Source organism: Aliiroseovarius sp. (genome assembly GCF_965228805.1).
GTDB lineage: Bacteria > Pseudomonadota > Alphaproteobacteria > Rhodobacterales > Rhodobacteraceae > JASBTN01.
In genome coordinates this window covers 3,400,189-3,422,694 of record NZ_CBDDIE010000003.1, presented here as the reverse complement: position 1 = coordinate 3,422,694, position 22,506 = coordinate 3,400,189, and the positions used below count along the sequence as shown (strand labels likewise).

Below are 22,506 nucleotides of genomic sequence, written 5' to 3'. Positions count from 1 at the left end.
GGAAGGAATGAACACGCGCGGAAGGGTGAAAAGATGGACGTGAAACAGGACCTTGCGGCCTCGGTGGGCAATACGCCGCTGATCCGGCTGAATGCCGCCTCGGAAGCGACCGGCTGCGCGATCTACGGCAAGGCCGAATTCATGAACCCGGGCCAGTCCGTGAAGGACCGAGCGGCGCTCTATATCATTCGCGACGCATTGGCCCGTGGTGAGCTGCACCCGGGCGGCACCATTGTTGAGGGCACCGCAGGCAACACCGGCATTGGCCTGGCGCTGGTCGGCGCCTCGATGGGCTTCAAGACGGTGATCGTGATCCCGGAAACCCAGTCCGAGGAAAAGAAGGACATGATCCGCCTCGCGGGCGCTGAGCTGGTCCAGGTTCCCGCCGCGCCCTACAAGAACCCCAACAACTACGTGCGTTACTCCGAACGTCTGGCGAAAAAGTTGGCGGAAACCGAGCCGAACGGTGCCGTTTGGGCGAACCAGTTCGACAATATCGCCAACCGGCAGGCCCATGTGGAAACCACCGGGCCGGAGATCTGGGAACAGACCGGCGGGCGTGTGGATGGCTTTACCTGCGCGGTGGGCTCGGGCGGCACCCTGGCCGGTGTGGCCGAGGCCCTGCAGCCCAAGGGCGTGAAGGTCGCGCTGACCGATCCGATGGGCTCGGGCCTGTTCACCCTCTACCGTGACGGCGAAGCCAATGCAGAGGGCACTTCAATCACCGAAGGGATCGGTCAGGGCCGCATCACCAGGAACCTCGACGGGTTCAAGCCGGACATGCTTTATCAGGTCACCGATGAAGAGGCTTTGCCGATCGTCTTTGACCTTCTGGAACACGAAGGCCTGTGCCTGGGGGGCTCGTCCGCCATCAACATCGCCGGTGCCATGCGCATGGCGCGCGAGATGGGGCCGGGTCACACCATTGTCACCATGCTCTGCGATTATGGTTCGCGTTATCAGTCGAAATTGTTCAACCCGACATTCCTAAAAGAGAAAAATCTTCCGGTTCCGGCCTGGCTCGACAAGGCCCCGGCACTGTTGCCGGAAGTCTACGAGGATTGATGCCCCGCATTCTGCGCTTTCTGCTTCTCACCCTGTGCCTCTGGCTGCCCTTGGCGGCCGCCGCACAGGACACGGTCGCCCCGGCGGTCATTCCCAGCGACCCGGACCCGGTTGTCGTTGCCCTGAACGACGGCACCCCGGATTATGAGACCTGGGACAAGCTGGCCGGGCGGGTCGAGGATGCGTTGCAGGTCGGCCGGGCCTCGGATGTGGTCATGCAGGAACTGCGCAGCGACCTTACTGCCTGGCGTCAGGCCTTTTCCGAGGCGCAGGCGGCCAATGCGGTCAGGATCAATACGCTCAAGACACAGATTTCCACGCTGGGCCCGCCGCCGGCCGAAGGGCAGACGGAACCCGCCATCCTGACCCAGCGCCGCGATGAGCTGACCGCGATGCTGAACCAGGCGCGTGTGCCGGTGCAGAAGGCCGAAGAGGCCCACGGCCGTGCCGATGCCCTGGTGGGCGAGATCGATAGCCTGTTGCGCAGCCGCCAGACCGACCTGCTGTTCGAACTGGGACCAACCCCGGTGAACCCGGCGCTCTGGCCCGGGGCGATCGAGGATGTGGTCGATACGGTGCGTGCTGCAGGCAGCGAGGTGCGAAATGCCTGGGGGTCCGAAACCCAGCGCGCCGAGCTCAAACGCATCCTGCCGGTGGTGATCGGACTTGGCGTGATTGGCGCGCTTCTGGTTATGCGCGGCCGGGCCTGGGTCATGCGTGCGGGGCAACGGGTGCTCCGACGCTCAAAAGGGGCCACACAGGGCGTCTTGATATTCCTGACCTCGCTGGGGCAGGTGGTGGCGCCGTTCCTGGGGTTGGTCGCGCTGCTGGCGGCGCTGGAGGCCTCCGGGGTGATCGGCCTGCGCGGGCAGTATCTGGCGGATATGCTGGCGAACACCCTGCTGTTGTTCTTTGCGGCCCTTTGGCTGGGCACCCGCGTTTTTGGGTCGCCTAACGCTCCTTGGGCGGTGCTGAACCTGTCCAGCGGCGCCGAACGCGCCGAAGGCCGGTTCGATGCGGCCGTGCTGGGGGTGCTTTACGGGTTGTCGCGCGGGCTGGGCGAGCTGGCCGCCTATGAGGATTATTCCGCCGACACCATGGCGGTGTTGAGCTTCCCACTCCTCTTGGGCGCGGGCCTGTTGCTGGTGCGCATGGGGCGCCTGATCCGCCACAGCGCCGAACTGGAAGGGGAGGCGGACGAGGGGGCGCTGGGTTTCCGGGCGGGCACGATGAAGATGCTGGGCAGGCTGGTGGTCGCTGTCGGGTATCTGGGACCGGTTGCGGCTGCCATTGGCTATGTGCAGATGGCGCAGACCATCCTGTTCCCGACCGCACTGACGCTCTGGGTGCTGGGGCTGCTGCTGGTGCTGAACCAGTTCTACACGAACCTCTATGGCGTGGTGACCGGGTCCGACGAGGAGGCGGCAAACCAGGCGCTGACGCCGACACTGGCAAGCTTCGTGACCGGCCTTGCCGCGCTTCCGGTGCTGAGCCTTGTCTGGGGCGCCCGTTGGACCGACCTGACCGAGCTCTGGACCACGATCGGGCAGGGGGTCCGCCTGGGCGAGACGGTGCTGACTCCGCGCGCCCTTCTGACCTTCGTGATCGTCTTCGTCATCGGATATGCGTTGACGCGCGTGGTGCAGGGCATGCTGAAAAGCTCGATCCTGCCGCGCACCAAGCTCGACAAGGGCGGGCAGAATGCGATCACCTCGGGGCTTGGCTATGTCGGGATCTTTCTGGCGGCCCTGGTGGCGATCACCGCCGCCGGGATCAACCTGTCCTCGTTGGCAATTGTCGCCGGGGCCCTGTCCGTGGGCATCGGTTTCGGTCTGCAGAACATCGTGTCGAACTTCGTCTCGGGCATCATCCTGCTGATCGAACGACCGATTACCGAAGGGGACTGGATCGAGGTCGGCGGGCAAATGGGCTACGTGCGTGACATTTCAGTGCGTTCCACCCGGATCGAGACCTTCGACCGCCAGGACGTGATCCTGCCCAACAGCGACCTGATTTCCGGCGTGGTGACGAACTATACGCGCGGCAATTCCGTGGGTCGGGTGATCGTGCCCGTGGGTGTGGCCTATGGCACCGATACCCGGCTGGTCGAGAAGATCCTGATGGAGGTGGCCGAGGCGCATCCGATGGTCACCGTGAACCCGGCGCCCTCGGTGGTGTTCCAGGGCTTCGGCGCCGATGCGCTGGAGTTCGAGATCCGCGCGATCCTGCGCGACGTGAACTACGTGCTGTCGGTGAAAAGCGACATGAACCACGAAATCGCCCGCCGCTTTACAGAAGAAGGACTGGAGATCCCGTTTGCCCAGCGCGACATCTGGCTGCGCAATCCCGAAGTTCTGACCGGCGCGCGTACCGAAGAGGTGTCCGAGCCGTCAGACAAGCCGCCCTATTCGGAACCCGCCACCGTGCCCTCTCCCAACCTGGCTGCGTTGGACCCCTCTGACATTCACGGCAGCACCGACCCAGAAGGAGAAGCTGATGAGTGACCCGTTGTTTCGCGATGATGCCTACCTGACCGAGGCCGAGGGTGTTGTGCTCTCCCACACGGATCAGGGCGGCGTGGTGCTGGACGGATCGCTGTTCTACCCGACCGGCGGCGGGCAGCCCGGTGACCAGGGATCCCTGCGCTGGGACGGGGGCGAAATGGTGGTGGCGACCACGGTGAAGGGCGAGGGCGATGAGATCGTTCTGGTGCCCACCGAGGGTGCCACCCTGCCGCCTGCGGGCACCCAGGTCACGCAGGTCCTGGACTGGGACACCCGCAACCGCCATATGCGCGTGCACACGGCGCTGCACCTCTTGTCCGTCGTGGTGCCTCTGCCGGTGACCGGCGGGTCGATCGGCACGGAGAAGGGCCGACTGGACTTCGTCATGGAAGAGCCGCCCGAGGACAAACAGGCGCTGGAAGATGCGCTGAATGCGCTCATCACCCGCGACCTGGAGGTGACCGAGGACTGGATCACCGAGGCCGAGCTGGAAGCCAATCCAGGCCTGGTCAAGACCATGTCCGTGAAACCCCCGATGGGCGCCGGCCGCGTGCGACTGGTGCGTATCGGTACCGCGGATGAACAGGTCGATCTGCAACCCTGCGGCGGCACCCATGTGGCCCGCACTGGCGAGATCGGTCGCATCCGCTTGGGCAAGGTCGAAAAAAAGGGCCGCATGAACCGGCGCTTCAACGTGCATCTGGACGGCTGACCCGCGAGCCGGGGGGCTCCCGCCCCGGATCTGCGCATCCAAGATGCTTGTTCCGGGTTGGGCCTAGCACTTTTGGCGAAGCCAAAAGCGCGCGGGGGCTTTGCTCCCGTGACCTCCCCTGGATACTTTCGGGAAGATAAAGAGGTGGGTACTTCCGGGGCTTCCCTGGCCGTGTTTTTTCGAGCCCTTGAGCAGCGTGTTTAGGGCGTCGTGAAAACCACGTCGATTTTCATTTCAACCCTCTTGCGCTTCCCCCCCGGCTTGGCCTACATAGCGCGTTACGGAGAGGTGGCCGAGTGGTCGAAGGCGCACGCCTGGAAAGTGTGTAGGCGGGAAACCGTCTCCAGGGTTCGAATCCCTGTCTCTCCGCCACATTCCCTTCAGCATTGAAAGTCGGATCGCACCTGTTCTGCGGCATGTTGAGGTCGCGACCATGATGCGGCACATGGGTACCGTGGGGCTTTGCGGATGGGGCAGGGCGTCTTTGCGATGCGCTCGATATCTACCCCAATTTCGACCGCTGCAAATGCGGTGTGACCCCGAAAGCCGTGCGATACACCCGCGAGAAATGACCGGGGCTTTCGAAGCCGCAGGCAAGCGCCACATCGGTGATCGAGGCTTCGGTCTGCACCAGCAGGTTGCGGGCGCGTTCCAGGCGCATTTCCATGTAGTATTTCTTGGGTGAGCTGTTCAGGTACTTGCCGAAGAGCCGTTCGAGCTGCCGGGTGGAGATGCCGATCTCGCCCGCGATCAGGGCAGGGGAGACGGGGTGTTCCAGCGTGTCCTGCATCATCTGGATCGCCTTGGCCATATGCGGGTTGCGCATGCCGTTGCGCGATTGCAGCGACACGCGCTGTTCGGCGGTGGCATTGCGCACGGCGTTATAGACCATCTGATCGGCCACCGCGATGGCCAGGTCCGAGCCCTGCCAGCGGTCGATCAGGCTCAGCATCAGGTCGGCGGTTGCGGTGCCGCCCGAGGCGGTCATGTGTTTTTCATCCGCAACGAAGACCGAACGCACCAGGTTCACCTCGGGAAACTGCTCGGTAAAGGCGTCGTGGTATTCCCAGTGGATTGCCGCCTGCATGCCGTCCAGAAAACCGGCCTCTGCGAGCAGCCAGGCGCCGGAGCAAAGCGCCCCCACAGCTGTCCCGCGTGCCTTCTCCCGGCGCAGGGTTGCCAGCAGTGGCTTGGTCACGTGGTTGCGCATGTGGATGCCCGAGAGCGCAAAAAGCTGGTCGGATTTCGGCAGGGTGTCGAAGCCGTGATGCACCAGTGTGACGGAGCCGTTGGAACAGGTCGCCGTCTCGCCATTCTCGGATGCGAAGGACCAGCTGTACAGATCCTCGCCACTGACAAGATTGGCAATGCGCAGGGGCTCGACCGCGCAGGAAAAGGCGAGGTGCGAGAACTCTTCGATCAACAGGAAGGTGAAGTGGCGCGGGCGGTCCATGGCGGTGTCCTGTCAGAAAGCAAAAGGGGCTGCGCGAAGGGTGACCCCCGCGCAGCCCCGCTCCGGGAGGAGGAGATCAGTTTGCGGCCGCCGCGCGGGCCGCGTCAAGCCAGCCGTCATAGGTGGCGCGGTTGGCATCGATCCAGTCGGCGACGTGGCGGTCGATGTCTTCCGAGCTGTCCTCGCCATCGGCGACCAGCTTGTTCTGTGCCGAGACCGAGTTGATGTCGATCGAGGCAACTTCGAACAGTTTCGCGGCGGCCGGGTTGGCACCCAAGAACTCGTCGGTGGCGATGATGCGGATGCTGTCCACCGCAAAACCCAGGTCCTTGCCGTTGAAGGTGGTTTCGGCGGTCGCACCATCGGGCAGCGAGCTGTAGGGCACGGCCAGGAACTCCACGTCCTCGCCCGGGGCCAGCACGCCCGAGACCCAGTAGGGGGTCCAGGTGTAGTAGAGCACGTTTTCTCCGGCCGCGTTGCGGGCAATCGTGTCGGCGATGATGGCGTTGTATTCCCCTTGGTTGTGAGTGACCGTATCACGCAGGCCGAACTCATCCAGTTGGTGCTCGATCACGCGTTCGCAGCCCCAGCCGGGCACGCAGCCGGCCAGATCGGCCAGACCGTCGCCGTCGCTGTCGAACATGGCGGCCTTTTCGGGGTCGGCCAGGTCGCCCAGGTTCTGCACACCCGCGTCATAGGCGGCCTTGTTGACCAGGTAGCCCTGCAACGCGCCGTCGATCAGCGTGCCGACCTTTTCCAGCACCGCGTCGCCGCCGCTTTCCTCGAAGAAGTTGTGGTGCAGCTTGTTCCAAGAGGCAGTGGTGAAGTCCGCGTCGCCTGTGCCCAGGGCCAGGTGCATGGTTTGGGCCAGCACCTCTTCGGGTTCGGCCACATCATAGCCCAGGTCCTCAAGCGCCTGGAAAACGATGCGGGCTTGGAAGAATTCCTCGACCGTGGGCTGGATCACAGGGCGCACGGTCACGCCCTTGCCGGGCATGGCGTGATCGTCGGCAAAGGCGGCGCCCGCGAGGGTGGTGGAGGCCGCGAGCGCGGCGATGAGGGTCTTTCTGAACATGTGGTTTCCTCCCTTGGTGTTCAGTGCAGTGTTGGGTGAGCAGTGTTGGGTGAGTTCGGATGGATCAGGCCTTGCCGACCAGGCGCAGCACGGCGCCCACGGGGCCGCCCTGCCACCAGTGGCGATGGCCGCGATCCCGGCCCGATTGGCCCATGCCCTGGGTGATGCGGTCCAGCACGATGGCCAGGATGACGATACCCAGCCCGCCGACCAGCGCCTTGCCCGCGTCCAGACGACCCATGGCGCGCAGGACCTCGTTGCCCAGCCCCTTGACCGAGATCATCGAGGCGATGACGACCATCGACAGCGACAGCATGATGGTCTGGTTGACGCCCGCCAGGATCGTCGGCGTGGCCAGCGGCAGTTCGACCTTGAACAGGATCTGGCGCGGGTTGGCACCGAAGGCGCGGGCGGCCTCGACCACCGATGGGTTCACGCCGCGAATGCCCAGGCTGGTCAGGCGGATCAGCGGCGGCAGGGCGAAGATGATCGTTACGATCACGCCCGAGACATTGCCGATCCCGATCAGCATCACCACCGGCACCAGGTAGACGAAGGCGGGGATGGTCTGCATCGTGTCCAGGATGGGGCGAATGGCGGTCTCGAACCGGTCGTTCTTGCCCGCGAGGATGCCCAGCGGCAGGCCGATCACGAAACTCAGCAGCACCGCGGAGACCACGATGGCCAGCGTGGTCATGGCGAGGCCCCAGGCATTGGGCGCCAGAAACCCCAGACAGGTCATCGATACCGCGACCAGGATGGCGACCCGCCGCCCGGCCGCTTGCCATGCAACCAGGGTCAGGATCATCAGCATGACCAGCGGTGGCACCGCGTTCAGGGCAGTGTCGATGCCCACGATCATCTCGTTGAAGAATTTCTTGACCGGCTGGATCAGGGCGCGGTTGGCAATCGCCCAGCCCTTGACCCCATCCGCCATGTCCGCAATGCCCAGATCGACCGCGGAAAACGGGTCCAGGATGCTGAATTCTGTATCTGCCATGGTCTGTCCCCCTCAGTGCTTCACGGCGGTTTCGTCGTCGACGTCACCCTGGATCCCACGCAGCAGCGCGTTCTTGGTGACCACACCGATGGGCTTGCCATCGACCTTGACCATCACCGGGTGCTGAGTGGCGATCGACAGGTTCACCAGGTCATCCAGCGAGTGATCCGGATGCGCCTCGGGCCAGTGGTCGTGTTCGATCGGGCCGCGACGGGCTTCGAAGCTTTCGACCGGCTCCATGATCTTGCCCGCCGAGATCAGTTCGAGCTTGGAAATCCCCGCGACGAAATCCGCCACATAGTCATCGACCGGGTTGGTGACGATATCCTCGGGCGTGCCGACCTGGACCAGCGCGCCGTCCTTCATGATCGCGATGCGGTCGCCGATGCGGATCGCTTCATCGAGGTCATGGGTGATGAACAGGGTGGTCTTCTTCATCTCGGCCGAGAGCGACATGAACTTGTCCTGCAACTGGCGGCGAATGAGTGGGTCGAGCGCCGAGAAGGGCTCGTCCATCAACAGGATCGAGGGGTCGGCGGCGATGGCGCGGGCGAGGCCCACGCGCTGCTGCATGCCGCCCGACAGTTCATCGGGGTATTTCTGGTCCCAACCGTTCAGGTCCACGGCGTCGATCGCGCGCATGGCGTTTTCGTGCCGCTCGCGGGCGTCATGGCCGCGCACCTCCTGGCTGAAGGCGACATTGTCCAGCACCGTGCGATGCGGCATCAGTGCCATGTTCTGAAACACCATGCCGATCTTTTCCGCGCGCATCTCGCGCAGGTCGCGGGCATTCAGCCCGTTCACGTCCTGGCCTTCGATGAACAGCTGGCCCGAAGTGGGCTCGATCAACCGGTTCACGTGACGAATCAAGGTCGATTTGCCCGAGCCCGACAGGCCCATGATGCAGAAGATCTCGCCCCGTCCCACGGTAAAGGAGGCATCCTGCACGCCCACGACACAGTCGAACTGGTCGCGCACCTCCAGCTTGCCAAGCCCCTGTTCCTGAACGGCTTTCATGGCCTCATCTGCGCGTTTGCCAAAAATCTTCCAAAGATTTCGGCAATCGATAACTGCGTCTTCGCCGGTATTGGTCACGTACCCCTCCTGTCCGCAAACTTTCAGTGAATACTGCATGTTTTGATATTGTACACAACATGTATTTCTTGATAACACAGTTTGAGCAACCTGGTTGCGCTTGGAGGCGCAGGGCGGGCAAACTGCCCCGAAGGCACCCGAGGCAACCAATGGAGACAGGGATGAAAGACAGCTCTAAACACCGCAAAGCCGAGCTTTATGATCACCTCAAGACGGCGATCATGACTCTGGGGCTGCGCCCGGGGGAGGACCTGGACGAATCGACCCTGTCCGAGGAGTTCACCCTGTCGCGCACGCCGCTGCGCGAGGTGCTGCGCCAGCTGGCGGGCGAGGGCTATGTCGAGCTGCGCGAGAACCGTGGCGCGCGGGTCAGCGAGATGTCGCACACAACCCTGCGCGATTTCTTCCTGGCCGCGCCGATGATGTATGGCGCGGTGCTGCAACTGGCGGCCAAGAACGCCCGGCCGAAACAGATCGAGGCCCTCAAGGATGCGCAGATGAAGTTCAGGGCGGCGCTGCGATCCGGTTCCGGTGAAGACCGGGCCATGGCCAACAACCTGTTTCACGAGATCACCGGCGACATGGCGGACAATATCTATCTTCGGCCCAGCTTTCACCGGCTGCTGATTGATCACGCCCGCATCGGCATGACCTTCTACCGGCCGCGCGATCCGAAAATGGCCGAGAACCTGTCCGAGGCCAGCCAGCAACACGACGCCATCATCGCCGCGATCGAGGAGGGTGACGAGCCCGCCGCCGCGCAGTTGGCGATCGACCATTGGAACCTGTCACGCGACCAGATCGAGATGTTCGTCATGCCCACCGGGCTGGACATGCCGCTGGGCAGCGTGGCGCGCAAAACCCCAGCATGAGGACCAGATGACCCCCATATTCCGTTTCGAAGGGATCTATACCCCGGTGGTGACACCGTTCCACGCGGACGGTTCCGTCAATCGTGACGCCATGGCCGATGTGATCGAGAACCTGATCGACAAGGGCGTGCATGGCCTGATCTCGGGTGGCTCGACCGGCGAGAACTATGCCCAGGGCGTGGACGAACGCCTGGAGCTGGCGCGCTTCACCCACGAGGTCGCGAACGGGCGCCTGCCGGTGATCGTCGGAACGGGGGCGATGATGACGCCCGACAGCATCGCGCTTGCGACAGGCGCGCGTGAGATCGGCGCGGATGCAATCCTGCTGGCCACGCCGCCCTATTCGGTGCCCACGGAACGGGAAAACGCGCTAAATGCGCTGGCCATCGACAAGGCGGCCGACCTGCCGGTCATGCTCTACAACTACCCGGGCCGCATGGGCGTGCATATGGGCGAGGAGTTTCTGGACCGCGTTGGCCGGAGCCGCAATATCTGCGCGATCAAGGAAAGCTCGGGCGATATCAACCGGGTGCACCTGCTGGCCCGCGACTACCCGCATATCCAGATGTCCTGCGGCATGGATGACCAGGCGCTGGAATTCTTCGCCTGGGGCGCGCGCAGCTGGGTCTGTGCAGGCTCCAACTTCCTGCCGGAAGAGCATGTGGCGCTCTACCAGGCCTGTGCGGTCGAGGGCAATTTCGACAAGGGCCGCCGCATCATGTCCGCGATGATGCCGCTGATGCGCATCCTTGAACAGGGCGGCAAGTTCATTCAGTGCGTCAAGCACGGGGTCACGCTGAACGGCATCGACACCGGTGGCATGCGCCCGCCGCTCAAGGGGCTCAATAAAGACGACAAACGGGCGCTGGAGCAGGTTATCCGCGTGCTCAAACGCACCATCGCAGACATTCAGGCAGAGGGGTAATTGGACATGGACCTGCTGACACGGGAAGAATACGAAGCCATCGCCAAGGGCCTGACCCTGCCGACCAATGCCTTCATCGACGGTGCCTTTCGCCCGGCCGCGTCCGGCAACACGTTTGAAAGCGTGAACCCGGCCACTGGCGAGAAACTGGCGGACATTGCCGACTGTGGCTTGGAAGATGTTGATTTCGCCGTCGAAAAGGCGCGCGAGGCCTTCGAGGATGGGCGCTGGTCGCGCATCCATCCGTCCGAGCGCAAGGAGGTGCTGATCCGCCTCGCCAAGTTGATCAAACGCAATGCGCGGGAACTGGCGGTGATGGAGTCGATTGACTCAGGCAAGACCATCCTGGATTGCGAAACCGTCGATGTGCCCGAAACCATCCACTGCCTGACCTGGCACGCGGAGGCCATCGACAAGATCTATGACCAGGTGGCCCCGGCCTCGGACGATCACATCGCCATGGTCCTGCGCGAACCCATCGGCGTGGTCGGGTTGGTGCTGCCCTGGAACTTCCCGCTGCTGATGCTCGCGTGGAAGATTGGCCCGGCCCTGGCTGCGGGCTGTTCGCTGGTGGTGAAACCGGCGGCCGAAACCACCCTGACCGCCCTGCGTATCGCCGAACTGGCGATGGAGGCGGGTGTGCCGCGCGGTGTCTTCAACGTGCTGCCCGGCGGCGGCGCGGATGTGGGTGAACCCATCGGCCGTCACATGGATATCGACATGGTGTCCTTCACCGGCTCGACCGTGACCGGCAAGCGTTTCCTGTCCTATGCCGCTGAATCCAATGCAAAAGAAGTCGTTCTGGAGATGGGCGGCAAGAACCCCTGCGTGGTTCTGGACGATGCCGAGAACCTGGACCGTGTAGCCCAGCACGTCGTGAACGGTGCCTTTTGGAACATGGGCGAAAACTGCTCGGCCTCTTCGCGGCTGATCGTGCACAAGGACGTCAAGGCCGAGCTGCTGGAACGCATCGCGCATCACGCCCGGGAATGGAATGTCGGTGCCCCGCTGGACCCGGAGGTGCGCATGGGCGCGCTGGTCTCGAAGGCGCATTTCGACAAGGTGTGCAGCTACCTCGACAAGGCCGAGACCGTGGTGCTGGGCGGCAAGGCCCATGACGGCACCCATGTCGAAGCGACCGTTGTCGAAGTCGACGGCAACGACCACACCCTGGCCCGAGAAGAGATCTTCGGCCCGGTCCTGTCCGTCGTGACTGTCGCCAGTTTCGACGAGGCCATCGCGGTCGCGAACGATACCGACTATGGCCTGGCCGCCTCGATCTTTACCTCCAACGTCAAACGCGCCATTCGCGGCGCGCGTGCCATTCGCGCGGGTACGGTGACCGTGAACAGCTTTGGCGAGGGCGATATCTCGACCCCCTTCGGCGGTTACAAGCAATCCGGTTTCGGCGGGCGCGACAACTCGGTGCACGCACATGACCAATACACCCAGCTGAAAACGCTGTGGATCGACCTGGCCGATGACGAAGACGAGGCCGTCGCGTGAGCGCATACAAGGCCAAATACAGCGCCAAACGACTGCCTACCCATCTCGGCCCTGCCGCCTGGGCCGAGATCCTGGGCAAGGGGTCCGCGCCCCAACCCCTGGACGGGGACACCACCGCAGATGTGGTGGTGATCGGCGGTGGATTCGCCGGGCTGTCGGCGGCCCGGCGCCTGCGCCAGTTGGATGGCTCCCTGCGGGTGGTCCTGCTGGAGGCCGGGCGTCTTGCCGAAGGTGCGGCCGGGCGTAACTCAGGCTTCATGATCGACCTGCCGCATGAGCTGGCTTCGGACGATTATGCCGGCGCGGGCGATGACCGGGCGCTGATCGCGCTCAACCGTCAGGCTATCAACTTCGCCGGGAAAACGATTGAAGACTATGGCATTTCGCCTGATTTCTTTGACCGTGCGGGCAAGGTGAATGGCGCGGCGAGCGAGGCCGCGCACGCCCACAACCTCAGCTACGCCCAGCACCTGGAAAGCCTTGGCGAAGGCTCCGAGATGCTGGACGGCCCCGCGATGGAGGCGCTGACCGGGTCGAAACACTATGTCTCCGGCCTCTACACACCGGGTACGGTGATGTTGCAGCCGGCGGGTTATGTCCGGGGTCTGGGCGCGGGGCTCATGCGCGACGGGGTGCGGATCTGCGAAGACAGCGCGGTGACCGGGTTTGCCCGCGCGGGGGGTGACTGGAAGGTGCAGACACGCTGTGGCTCGGTAACCACGCCCAAGGTGATCCTGGCCAACAATGGTCACTTGGAGAGCTTCGGTGTGGCGCGCGGGAGGCTGATGCAGCTGTTTCTATTCGCGACAATGACACCGGAGTTGGGGGCGGATGCGCTGGCCCGACTGGGTGGGGCGCCGCGTTGGGGCATTACGCCCTCCGACCCGATGGGCACCACCATGCGGCGCATTGATACGGGGCAGGGCGGCAACCGCATCGTCACCCGCACCTGCGCGGTGCTGAAGCAGGACATGCGGCCGCGTGTGGGGCAGCTTGACCGCGCCGCGCGGGTCATGCAGCGCAAGTTCGACCAGCGCTTCCCGCAGCTTGCGGGGATGCGTATGCAATATGCTTGGGCCGGTCACCTTTGCTTGTCGCTGAACAGTGTGGCGGTGACCGGAGAGATCGACCGGGGCGTCTACGGGGCCTGCGTGCAGAACGGGCTGGGCACGGCACGGGGGACTTTGACGGGCATCTGCGCCGCCGAAGTGGCCCTTGGGGTGAGCTCCGATATCACCGCGCATTTTGGTGCCGAAGCACAGCCCAAACGCCTGCCGCCGCCGCCCTTTGCAGAAATCGGCGCCAATGTGGTGTTGCGTTGGAAGGAGTGGAAGGCCAAGGAAGATTAACGGGGGAAATGCAGCGAAAGGCCCGCCTTGTGGCGGGCGGAAAACATCGCTATTGCTCCTTTTCGTAAGGAGTATCGTGATGAAATTTATCGCTTTTCTGTGCTTTTCCTGCGTCCTGTCCGGACCCGCCTTGGCCTTGACAGACGAATACGCGCAAGCGGGTAGTGACCTGGGGTTGGCGGGAACCTGTGTGCAGTATTATGGGGACATGGCGCTTTATGATTACTACGAACGCCAGCTGCGTGAGCGCAATCGTCTAGAAGTGGCGCAAGGGATTGCAGGCGCGCCGGACCCTGCCGAGGTCAATGCCGTGCTGGCGGCGATGCGTCCCGCGCCCCCGGCACCCGGAGATCTTCCCGAAACGGTGCCAGAGGTGATCGCCGAATGGTGTGACGGGCTTCGGTCCAAAATGCGCCAATAGGCCTGCAGGGGTAAATCTGCTCAACCATTTTTGAACGGGCACGCGCGATCCCGCGTGGCGCTGGCCGGTCGTGTCACGGCAGGCTCAGCTGTGCCATGCGCCCGCCGTCCACGGTGTAGACCTGCCCGGTGATGAACCCCGCGTCCGGCGAGGCGAGGAAGGCGACCAGGGCGGCGACTTCGTCGGGCCTGCCGGTGCGCGCGACCGGGTGGATCTTGCCAATGTCGCGACGAAAGGCAGCCGGGTCGGGGGAGGCGTCGATAAAGGCCTCGTTCAGTTCGGTGTCGATCCAGCCCGGTGCTACGGCGTTCACGCGAATGTCCTCGGCCCCATGGTCCACCGCCACCGCGCGGGTCAGCCCGTGCAGCCCCGCTTTTGACGCGCAATAGGCGGCGTGGCCGGGGTTTGCCCCCAGCCCTTCGATGGAGCCCACGTTGACGATATTGCCCTGTGTTTCACGCAGATGGGGCAGGGCGGCCCGGATCATCAGGAAGGGTGCGGTCAGGTTGACCGTCAGATTGCGCTGCCAGTCCGCCAGTGACATATCTTCAACGCGTGCCTCCTGCATCATGCCGGCATTGTTGACCAGCAGATCCAGCCGACCGGCCCGCGCGATGACCTCACCCACCACCTGGGCGGGGCTGGAGGGATTGGTGAAATCCGCGGCGATCCCCTCGAAGTGCTTATCCGCACCGCGTTGCGCGGTAAAGACCCGTGCGCCTTCTGCCTCCAGCCGCGCGGCAATCGCCGCGCCAATGCCCGAGCGCCCGCCGGTGACCAGCGCGACCTTGCCCTCGAACCGGCTCATGCGACCGGTTTCCCGCCGTTCACCTCGACCAGCGCGCCGCACATGTAGCGCGCGGCGTCCGAGGCCAGGAACAGCACCACGTCGGCGATGTCTTCGGGTTCGGCGATCCGGCCGATGGGCACGGTTCTGCCCAGCTCTTCCACCGCTTTGTCCGGGTCGAAGCCCCGCTTGGCGAAGCCCGAGCGCAGCATCGGCGTATTGACCTCGTTCGGGCAGACGGCGTTCACGCGAATGCCCTGGTGGGCGTGGTCGAGCCCCATGCATTCGGTCAGCTGGGCAATCGCCGCCTTGGTCATGCAATATAGCGCGTGGTTTGGTCCCGGCGCCTTGCCGCCCCAGCAGGAGGCGGTGTTGACGATGGCCCCGCCGCCATTGGCTGCCATCAACGGTATCGCAGCGCGGCAGATGCGGAAGGGGGCCTCGACATTCACGCCCATGGACAGGGCCCAGTCGGCGTCGGAGGTTTCCGTGACCGAGCCGCGGGTAATGACGCCCGCGTTGTTGATGACGATATCGAGCCCGCCCAGAGCCTCGATGGTTGCTGTCGCCAGGCCATCGCAATAGGCCCCATCCAGCAGGTCGCCGGGCAGGTGTGCCTCGGCGTCTATCCCGTCGGTGATGCGGTCGGCCACCGCCACGCGGGCGCCTTGGGCGCGCAGTTTCGTCACGATGCAGGCGCCGATGCCCCCGGCCGCGCCGGTCACCAGCGCGCGTTTTCCTTCGAACATGTTAGTCCTCCCAGCTGGCGACAGGGGCGCCCAGCACGTCTTGGTTCACGGTGACGCCCAGCCCGGGCGCGTCTGGCGGGACAACGCCGCCATCCTGGATCGGCGCGTCGAAGGCACCGGTTTGAATGGTCACCATGTCACGCGGGTCGAGCACGCAGCGCAGCAGGCGTTCGGGCACGGTGGCGCCCATGTGAAAGATCGACGCCGCCGACAGGGTCGAGCCGACGGTGTCCTGCACGCTAATCGTGAGCCCCGCCGCGCGGCAGATGTCGCGGTGACGGCGCGCATGGGTCAGCCCGCCCGCCTTGGAGATCTTCAGCCCGATCCCGTCCGCCACGTCCAGTGCGACGAGCTTGGCAATGTCGCCATCCTCCTGCGCCAGTTCATCGAGGATGATCGGCACGTCGCAGCGTCGCCGTAGGGACATGGTCTCGCGCCAGGTGGCACAGGGGGCCTCCAGCACGAAATCCAGCCCATCCGGCAGGGCGCGCAGCATACGCAGGGCGGTTTCCGGGATCAGCCCGCCATTGGCGTCGACGATGAAGTATTCTCCTGGCTTCCGGTCGGCCAGCGAGGCCGCGATACGTTCCGCGTCCAGCTGCGGCCCGCCCTCGCTGTCCAGCGCGCCGACCTTGATCGAATGGCCCATGTAGCCCATCTCGCGATGGCGCGCGACGCGGGCGCGCATGTCCTCGGGCGTGCCTGCGTAGATCGAGCTGATCGCGGCCAGTCGCTTGCCGGTGGCGCCACCCAGCAGCTTGTAGACCGGCAGGCCCACGGATTTGCCAAACAGGTCCCAACAGGCCAGGTCGATGGCGGATTTGGCATGGTTGTGGCCCAGCAGGGCCTCGTCCATCGCGTCATTGATCCGGTCCACGTCGCGCGGATCGCGGCCGATCAGATAGGGGGCGATTTCCTCGATCCCGGCGCGCGCGCCCCGGGCGTGGGCCGCGATGTAGTTCGGCCCGAACGGCGTGCTTTCGCCCCAACCTTCGGTGCCATCATCGGCGGTCAGGCGCACCATGACACTGTCGAAACCGGTATAGATCCGCCCGCCCGACAGCTCGTATTCCCCGCCCGAATAGGGCAGGTGCAGTTCGAAAAGCTCGATCTTTGTGATTTTCATCGCGGGACCTCCGGCGGCAGAAGGACGATCTGTCCGGTGTGGGTCTTGGCCAGGAAATCCTCCTGCGCCTTCCCGATCTCGGCCAACGGGTAGGTGCCTGCGATCACCGGGCGGATCTCGCCTGCCTCGATGTATTTCACTAGGTTTTCGAAAACGATGTCCTCCTGGAAGGTGCAACCATAGAGCGTCAGGTCTTTCAGGTAGAGCGTGCGAATGTCGATCTGGCAGATCGGCCCGGCAATGGCGCCTGCGGTGGCATAACGCCCGCCCCGACGCAGCACGTCCAGCAGGGCGGGCCAGCCGTCTCCGGCCACCAGGTCCACGACCACGTCGATGGAGCCTTCGCCCAGCGCGGCGACGATATCGGCGCCTCGGTCCAGCACCTGATCGGCCCCCAGGGCGCGCACGGCCTCCGCCTTGGACGGCGAACAGAGCGCGATCACATGGGCGCCGCGTCGTTTTGCCAGTTGCACGGCGGCCGAGCCGACTCCGCCGGAAGCGCCGGTGATCAGCACCTTCTCGGTGCCCAGACCCGCGCGATGCAGCATGTTCTCGGCGGTTGAATAGGCGCAGGGGATCGCGGCCAGCTCCGCATCTGACCAGTCGCAGTCCACCGCATGGGTCTCACGCGCCGGCGCCACGCAGAACTGAGCGAAACCGCCGTCGCATTCGCTGCCGATGGTCCAGCATTCGTAGGGCCGGTAGTCGACGTAGCTCCGCAGCATGTTGCGCACGATGACCCGCTCGCCAATGCGCGAGGCGTGCACCCCGTCGCCCACCGCCACCACCTGGCCGCAGACATCTGCGCCCTGGATGCGCGGGAAGGTCAGCGGCGTCCCGGACCAGCTGGCGTCGGCGTCATCCACCGTGTCGAACCCCTCGGCCCCGCCGGTTTCGGTATCCGTGGTCACGGCTTTCGAATACCAGCCGATGCGGGTGTTGATATCGGTGTTGTTCACACCGGCGGCGGAGACGCGGATCAGTACTTCGCCCGGGCCTGGCTCAGGCGTTGGAACATCGGTGCGGTAGTCCAGCTTGTCGATGCCGCCGTGGCCGGTCAGAAGCACGGCTGTCATGGTTTCCGGGATCATGCGCTTACCCTCCGAAGGACGCCACGGGCGCGCCGAACAGCGTTTCATCCGGAGTTACACCCAGGCCGGGGCCGGTGGGGCGTTGAATGTGGCCGCCTTCGATGCGGATGCCGTTCTCCGGGTCGTAGTTGCCTTCGATATAGGGCGCAGCCAGCCAGATGCCTTCGCAAAGCTCGGGTTTGACGGTGGCGCCAATCTGGGTGCAGGCGGCGGCAATGATGTCTCCGCCCCAGCTGTCGTCGCAGGTATGCGGCAGATTGCGCGCCTCGCAGATATCGCGGAAGGCGCGCATCGGGGTGAGGCCGCCAATGCGTGTGACCTTCATGCCGAACCCGTCCACCAGCCCGGTGCCAGCGGCGGAAATCACCGTGTTCAGATCGACGCTGTTCTCATCCATGTAAAGGCCGTGGCTGACCTGCGGGCGGATCTTCTCAAGGTCCTGCACCGTGTTGCAGGGCTGTTCCATGATGAAGGGCACATGCGGCAGTTCGCGGCTGACGCGCAGGGCGTCGCGGGTGGTCCAGCCGCGGTTGCCGTCCACCGCCAGGCGCATGCCCGATCCGCCGATCTGTTCCCAGACCTTGGTGATGGTCTCGATGTCCAGCTCCACCTGGCGGCCACCGACCTTGACCTGCAGGCGGGGATAACCCTCGTCCAGTTTCACTTTCGCCAGCCGCGCAATGTCATCCGGCGCGCCCACGCCGGTGGCGTAATAGGAGGGCACGCGGTCGGTCACCGCCCCGCCCAGCAGGTCGGCCACGCTGAGGCCCAGCGCCTTGCCCATCAGGTCATGGGCGGCAATGTCCAGCGCCGCCTTGGCGTAATTGTGCCCGTTCAGAAGCGTATCCATCTTGCGGCGCAGAGTGCCCGGGGTGGCATCCGCGCCGATCAGCCCCTCGGCCATCAGTTTCAGCGCGGCGCGCGCGCCTTCCGCGTGAGCCTCGGCATAGGTCGGGCCGACCGGGCAGGTCTCGCCCCAACCGACATGACCGGTGTCCGACACCAGTTTGACAAGGGTGGTGTCCAGTGCCCAGACCTGCGCATTGGCCATGGTATAGGGCCCGTTCTTGACCGGCAGGTCATGGGCGTAGATGTGGATTTCCGTGATTTTCATGGCGGGGTCTTTCGGTTGCCGCGTCAAGTGATGTCGGCGGCGGCCAGGATCAGCCGGGCGCTGTGCAGGGTCTGTGTGCGGGCCTCGTCAGGGCCGATCAGGCGGGCGGCCTCGGTCAGGCCCTCGTGCAGGATGAAGAGCTGGTGGGCGATGGCGCCTGCGTCACAATCGGGGGCGACATGGGTCAAGCGGGCACGGAACTTGGTGCGCAGGCCGGATTTGTGCGCCTCGACCGCAGCGCGGACCGGTGTGCTGTCGGGATAGGCCGACAGGGCGTTGCGAAACAGGCAGCCCGAATTGGAGATACCGGAAAGCCAGTCGGCCAGGCGCACGAGGATATGCAGCACGTGGTCGGCACCGTGATCCGGACCCGCGCCGATCCAGTCGTCATAGGCCTGGTCGCGATGCTCCAACGCGCCGACCACCATGGCCTCGCGGCTGGGGAAGTACTTGTAGAGTGTGCGCAGGGACACATCGGCCCCCTCGCGCAGGGTCTCGACCCCCGGTGCGGCGAAGCCCATCTCGTCGAACTGGCCATGCAGGCGGGCGGCGATCTGGTGTTTCATGTCGATCATGAGGGAAGAGTAGAGCGATCACTCTACCTCGCTCTTGACGGAAACCGACATGGGTGGTGGGGGTGGGCGACATGGGGGAGTGGCGGGGACCGATTGAAGGTCGGCACAGCGAGAGCGGGGCCACGGCGCCCGACCCTGGGTGGGCGCTTTCGCTACGAGGAGGTTGTGCGACCGGTTTGCTCTGTCTGAAATGGTCGTTCTAGTTAAAACGTTGCAGAAGCGCCCTCCCGTGGGGAGGGTCGGGCACCGTGGGCCTGCGGCCCACGAGAGTGACATCTTCGCATATGCTCGAGGGGCGAGGCGGGCACAAAAAAGCCCGCCCCCAACAAAGGGGACGGGCCAGTCGGGGGAGTGTAACCCTCAGTAGTCCTGGTTCAGCTCGTCGGCGGCGGGGATTTCCCGCTCGCGCCGCGCGATATAGTCCAGCAGCTCTTCGTTCTTGGCCTCGTCCAGCTTCGGTTCCTGGTACTCCGACAAGAGCTTCCTGGCATGGTTCAGCGCGCGTTCGGTGATCTCGACCGAGCCTTCCGCCACCCATTGTTCGATCGAATTGTTGTCGAACATCTCAGGCATGAAGAAGGCGGTTTGGAAGTTCTCCTGTGTGTGCGGGTGACCCAGGTAATGCCCGCCCGGGCCCACGTCGGGCACCGCGCCGACTGCCTCGTCGAAATCGTCCCACTTGGGCCCCTCCGCCATGCGGTAGGCCATGGCGCATTGTTCGGCGTCGACGATGAACTTGGCGACGGAGCAGTGCATGCCCGCCTCGTTCCAGCCGGCCGAGTGCCAGATATAGTTGGCGCCTGCATGCACGACCGACGACAGGGTGGTCGCGCTTTCGTATCCGGCCTGGGCGTCGAAGGTCTTGGCGCCCCCGAGTGTGTTCGAGGTGCGCCAAGGCACGCCGTAGAACCGCGCCATCTGGCCGATCATGAAGTTCATCAGCGAAATCTCGGGCGTGCCCGCCATGGGTGCGCCGGATTTCATGCTGACGGTCGACAGGTAATGCCCGTAGATCGCGGGCGTGCCCTTGTTGCACAGCTGCGTATAGGCCAGCGCCGACAGCGCCTCGGCATTGAGCTGCGCGACGGACGCGGCGACCGAGGCGGGCGTGTTGGCGCCTCCCAGCACGAAGGGCGAGCAAAGCACCGGCTGGCGCCGCGCCCCGAAGGCACGCAGCGCACCCAGCATGGTTTCGTCCCAGACCAGCGGCGAGTTGCCATTGCAATTCCCCGTGGTGACGGGGTTGTTCATGATGAACTCTTCCCCGAACAGGATCGCGCACATGTCCATCACGTCCTCGGCGTTCTTGGGCGAGGTGGTCATGCCCATGAACATCTTGTCGGAGTGTTTCATCGACGAATAGGTGATGCGTAGGTGACGTTGGCTGATCGGGTGATCATAGGGCTCGACGATATGGTGCGCGGATGAATGCAGCGCGGGCGACATGTGGCTGAGCTTGTGGAACATCGCCAGGTCATCGAGCGTTGGGTTGCGGCGGACGTCGTCCAGATCACGCAGGAAGGGCGCGCCGGTCATCGGCACGAAGACCGAATGTTTGCCGCCCAGGCGCACATTGTTGGCCGGGTTGCGCGCGTGATAGGTGAAGTCGGACGGGATGGTCTTGATCAGCTCCATGACCAGGCCCCGGTCCAGGTAGACCAGCTCGCCCACCACCTTGGCGCCCGCGCGTTTCCAGTCCTCCAGTGCGATGGGATCGCGGAACTGTACGCCCACGTTTTCCAGGATCTCCATCGAGGCATTGTGGATGCGCTCGACCTGGCTGCCGTCCATCACCTCGCATTCGGGAATGTTGCGTCTCAGCCCCGGTAGCATGTCGACCTTGGGCGCGGTGCGGGCGGCGCGGCGGGCTGAACGGCCGCCTGAACGGGTGCGGGGGGCGGGTTTGGTGGCGGCGTCGGTGGCCATGGGCATCCTCCTTGGTGTCCGAGGATTGTCCCCGGACCAGAGGGGCGCCACCTGCCCAATCACGAAATCCCGTTGCAGAAACCGACACGCCGGCGACTGATCAGGGGCCGAAAACGGCCCTTTTGTCAGTCTGCGCCGCTGCGCCCAGCAGCAAATCGGTGCGGGGTCACGCCGAACATGTCGCGAAAGCGCCGGGCGAAATAGGTCGAGCTGTCAAAGCCCACCGCTGCCGCGATCTCGGCCACCGGCAGGTCGGTTTCCGCCAGAAGCGCGCGGGCCCGGCCCAGGCGCAGCTGGGCGAAATAGCGTTTCGGCGAAATGCCCAGGTGTTTGGTGAAGAGCCGCTCGATCTGACGGCGCGAGATGCCGAACTCATCCGCCACCTCATCGAGGTTCAGGGGCTGGTCGATATTTGCCTCGAAATGCTTGATCACACGCACCAGGTTCTCGTTGCGAATGCCGATGGAGGCAGACCGCGAGCTTTGCTGTGCCTCGATATCCGAGCGGTGCAGGCTGTGGATGCACATGTTCAACACGGCCTGGCTGAGCGTCAGGCCGAAGCGGTCGTTGATCAGGCGCAGGAACAGGTCGGTCGCCGCGGTGCCGCCGCTGGCGGTCATGATGCGGTCGTCGATCACGTAAAGCTGTTCACGCGGCTCCAGGTCCGGGTGCAGCTCGCGAAACGGCGGCAGGTTTTCCCAATGGAGCGTAAAGGCGCGGCCCTTCAGCATGCCCGCGCGTGCCAGCGTATAGGCACCGGTGCACAGCCCCCCGACCGTGCAGCCCCTGCGCCAATGGGCGCGGATCCAGTCGGCGGTCTTCTGCGAGCTGCTTTGTTCCGGCAGCACGCCTGAACAGACGAACACATGCGCGTTGCGGTCCAGGTCGCACAAAGCCCCGTCCACCCCCAGTTCCACCCCGTTCGATGCGCGCACGTTCTCGCCGTCCTCCGACAGGGTGCGCCATTTGAACAGCGGCTTGCCGGTCAACTGGTTGGCGATGCGCAGGGGTTCGATGGCGGCGGCGAAGGCCAGCATCGACAGGTTGGGCACCAGGACAAAGACGATCTCCTGCGGCGGCGGGGTGTCCTCGAGCGGCACGAAGGCGACGCCCTGCGGTACGAAAGTGTCCTGGGTCATGGCACCGGTCTCCGGGTTGGGG

Annotated in this window: 20 protein-coding genes and 1 tRNA gene; 9 read left to right on the top strand and 12 right to left on the bottom strand. The window is 64.6% G+C overall.

The window, feature by feature from the left end; genetic code table 11:
- The first annotated feature begins 33 nt into the window (after positions 1–33).
- The 4 genes from ACO07D_RS17985 (at position 34) to ACO07D_RS17970 (ending at position 4,653) form a co-directional block, all read left to right on the top strand.
- Positions 34–1,065, top strand: coding sequence for a cysteine synthase A (locus ACO07D_RS17985; RefSeq protein ID WP_421704306.1), 1,032 nt, complete (start codon positions 34–36; stop codon positions 1,063–1,065).
- Positions 1,065–3,569 carry a DUF3772 domain-containing protein gene (locus ACO07D_RS17980; protein ID WP_421704305.1) on the top strand — a complete coding sequence of 835 codons (2,505 nt, stop codon included), beginning with the start codon at positions 1,065–1,067 and terminating at the stop codon, positions 3,567–3,569. The genes ACO07D_RS17985 and ACO07D_RS17980 overlap by 1 nt, the downstream gene beginning before the upstream one ends.
- Entirely contained in the window at positions 3,562–4,281 is a 720-nt protein-coding gene (locus ACO07D_RS17975; RefSeq protein ID WP_421704304.1) for an alanyl-tRNA editing protein, read from the top strand. The genes ACO07D_RS17980 and ACO07D_RS17975 overlap by 8 nt, the downstream gene beginning before the upstream one ends.
- Before the next feature lie 282 nt (positions 4,282–4,563).
- Positions 4,564–4,653: transfer RNA gene (locus ACO07D_RS17970), tRNA-Ser, on the top strand.
- A gap of 130 nt (positions 4,654–4,783) precedes the next feature.
- Here the strand turns inward: ACO07D_RS17970 and ACO07D_RS17965 are convergent.
- From ACO07D_RS17965 to ACO07D_RS17950, 4 genes are all read right to left on the bottom strand, one after another.
- Entirely contained in the window at positions 4,784–5,734 is a 951-nt protein-coding gene (locus tag ACO07D_RS17965) for a GlxA family transcriptional regulator (protein ID WP_421704303.1), read from the bottom strand.
- 76 nt (positions 5,735–5,810) lie between these two features.
- Positions 5,811–6,809: a glycine betaine/L-proline ABC transporter substrate-binding protein ProX gene (gene proX, locus ACO07D_RS17960; protein WP_421704302.1), complete on the bottom strand. Its 999-nt coding sequence runs from the start codon at positions 6,807–6,809 to the stop codon at positions 5,811–5,813.
- A 64-nt stretch (positions 6,810–6,873) separates the two neighbouring features.
- A complete protein-coding gene (locus ACO07D_RS17955; RefSeq protein ID WP_421704301.1) occupies positions 6,874–7,809 on the bottom strand; it encodes an ABC transporter permease in 936 nt (311 codons plus the stop codon).
- 12 nt (positions 7,810–7,821) lie between these two features.
- A complete protein-coding gene (locus ACO07D_RS17950; protein WP_421704300.1) occupies positions 7,822–8,826 on the bottom strand; it encodes a quaternary amine ABC transporter ATP-binding protein in 1,005 nt (334 codons plus the stop codon).
- A 239-nt stretch (positions 8,827–9,065) separates the two neighbouring features.
- Between ACO07D_RS17950 and ACO07D_RS17945 the strand changes: the two genes are divergently transcribed.
- From ACO07D_RS17945 to ACO07D_RS17925, 5 genes are all read left to right on the top strand, one after another.
- Positions 9,066–9,776 (top strand): GntR family transcriptional regulator, encoded by a 711-nt coding sequence (locus ACO07D_RS17945; protein ID WP_421704299.1) that lies wholly within the window; start codon positions 9,066–9,068, stop codon positions 9,774–9,776.
- 7 nt (positions 9,777–9,783) lie between these two features.
- A complete protein-coding gene (locus tag ACO07D_RS17940) occupies positions 9,784–10,701 on the top strand; it encodes a dihydrodipicolinate synthase family protein (protein WP_421704298.1) in 918 nt (305 codons plus the stop codon).
- 6 nt (positions 10,702–10,707) lie between these two features.
- Entirely contained in the window at positions 10,708–12,207 is a 1,500-nt protein-coding gene (locus ACO07D_RS17935; protein WP_421704297.1) for an aldehyde dehydrogenase, read from the top strand.
- Complete coding sequence (locus ACO07D_RS17930; RefSeq protein ID WP_421704296.1) at positions 12,204–13,556, top strand: NAD(P)/FAD-dependent oxidoreductase; 1,353 nt, start codon at positions 12,204–12,206, stop codon at positions 13,554–13,556. The genes ACO07D_RS17935 and ACO07D_RS17930 overlap by 4 nt, the downstream gene beginning before the upstream one ends.
- A gap of 79 nt (positions 13,557–13,635) precedes the next feature.
- Complete coding sequence (locus ACO07D_RS17925; RefSeq protein ID WP_421704295.1) at positions 13,636–13,977, top strand: hypothetical protein; 342 nt, start codon at positions 13,636–13,638, stop codon at positions 13,975–13,977.
- 73 nt (positions 13,978–14,050) lie between these two features.
- Here ACO07D_RS17925 and ACO07D_RS17920 read toward each other — a convergent pair whose 3' ends face one another.
- From ACO07D_RS17920 to ACO07D_RS17885, 8 genes are all read right to left on the bottom strand, one after another.
- The gene (locus tag ACO07D_RS17920) at positions 14,051–14,785 is read right to left on the bottom strand and encodes an SDR family NAD(P)-dependent oxidoreductase (protein WP_421704294.1); all 735 of its coding nucleotides are present in this window, start codon (positions 14,783–14,785) and stop codon (positions 14,051–14,053) included.
- Positions 14,782–15,513 (bottom strand): SDR family NAD(P)-dependent oxidoreductase, encoded by a 732-nt coding sequence (locus ACO07D_RS17915; RefSeq protein WP_421704293.1) that lies wholly within the window; start codon positions 15,511–15,513, stop codon positions 14,782–14,784. The genes ACO07D_RS17920 and ACO07D_RS17915 overlap by 4 nt, the downstream gene beginning before the upstream one ends.
- A 1-nt stretch (position 15,514) precedes the next feature.
- A complete protein-coding gene (locus ACO07D_RS17910) occupies positions 15,515–16,639 on the bottom strand; it encodes a mandelate racemase/muconate lactonizing enzyme family protein (protein WP_421704292.1) in 1,125 nt (374 codons plus the stop codon).
- On the bottom strand, positions 16,636–17,730 hold the full coding sequence (locus tag ACO07D_RS17905; protein WP_421704291.1) for an alcohol dehydrogenase family protein: 1,095 nt from the start codon (positions 17,728–17,730) through the stop codon (positions 16,636–16,638). Before ACO07D_RS17905 ends, ACO07D_RS17910 begins: the two co-directional genes overlap by 4 nt.
- 4 nt (positions 17,731–17,734) lie before the next feature.
- Positions 17,735–18,844, bottom strand: coding sequence for a mandelate racemase/muconate lactonizing enzyme family protein (locus ACO07D_RS17900; protein WP_421704290.1), 1,110 nt, complete (start codon positions 18,842–18,844; stop codon positions 17,735–17,737).
- A gap of 23 nt (positions 18,845–18,867) precedes the next feature.
- A complete protein-coding gene (locus tag ACO07D_RS17895) occupies positions 18,868–19,419 on the bottom strand; it encodes a TetR/AcrR family transcriptional regulator (RefSeq protein ID WP_421704289.1) in 552 nt (183 codons plus the stop codon).
- A gap of 360 nt (positions 19,420–19,779) precedes the next feature.
- Entirely contained in the window at positions 19,780–21,345 is a 1,566-nt protein-coding gene (locus ACO07D_RS17890; RefSeq protein ID WP_421704288.1) for a trimethylamine methyltransferase family protein, read from the bottom strand.
- 125 nt (positions 21,346–21,470) lie between these two features.
- The gene (locus ACO07D_RS17885; protein ID WP_421704287.1) at positions 21,471–22,484 is read right to left on the bottom strand and encodes a GlxA family transcriptional regulator; all 1,014 of its coding nucleotides are present in this window, start codon (positions 22,482–22,484) and stop codon (positions 21,471–21,473) included.
- Between the last annotated feature and the right edge of the window lie 22 nt (positions 22,485–22,506).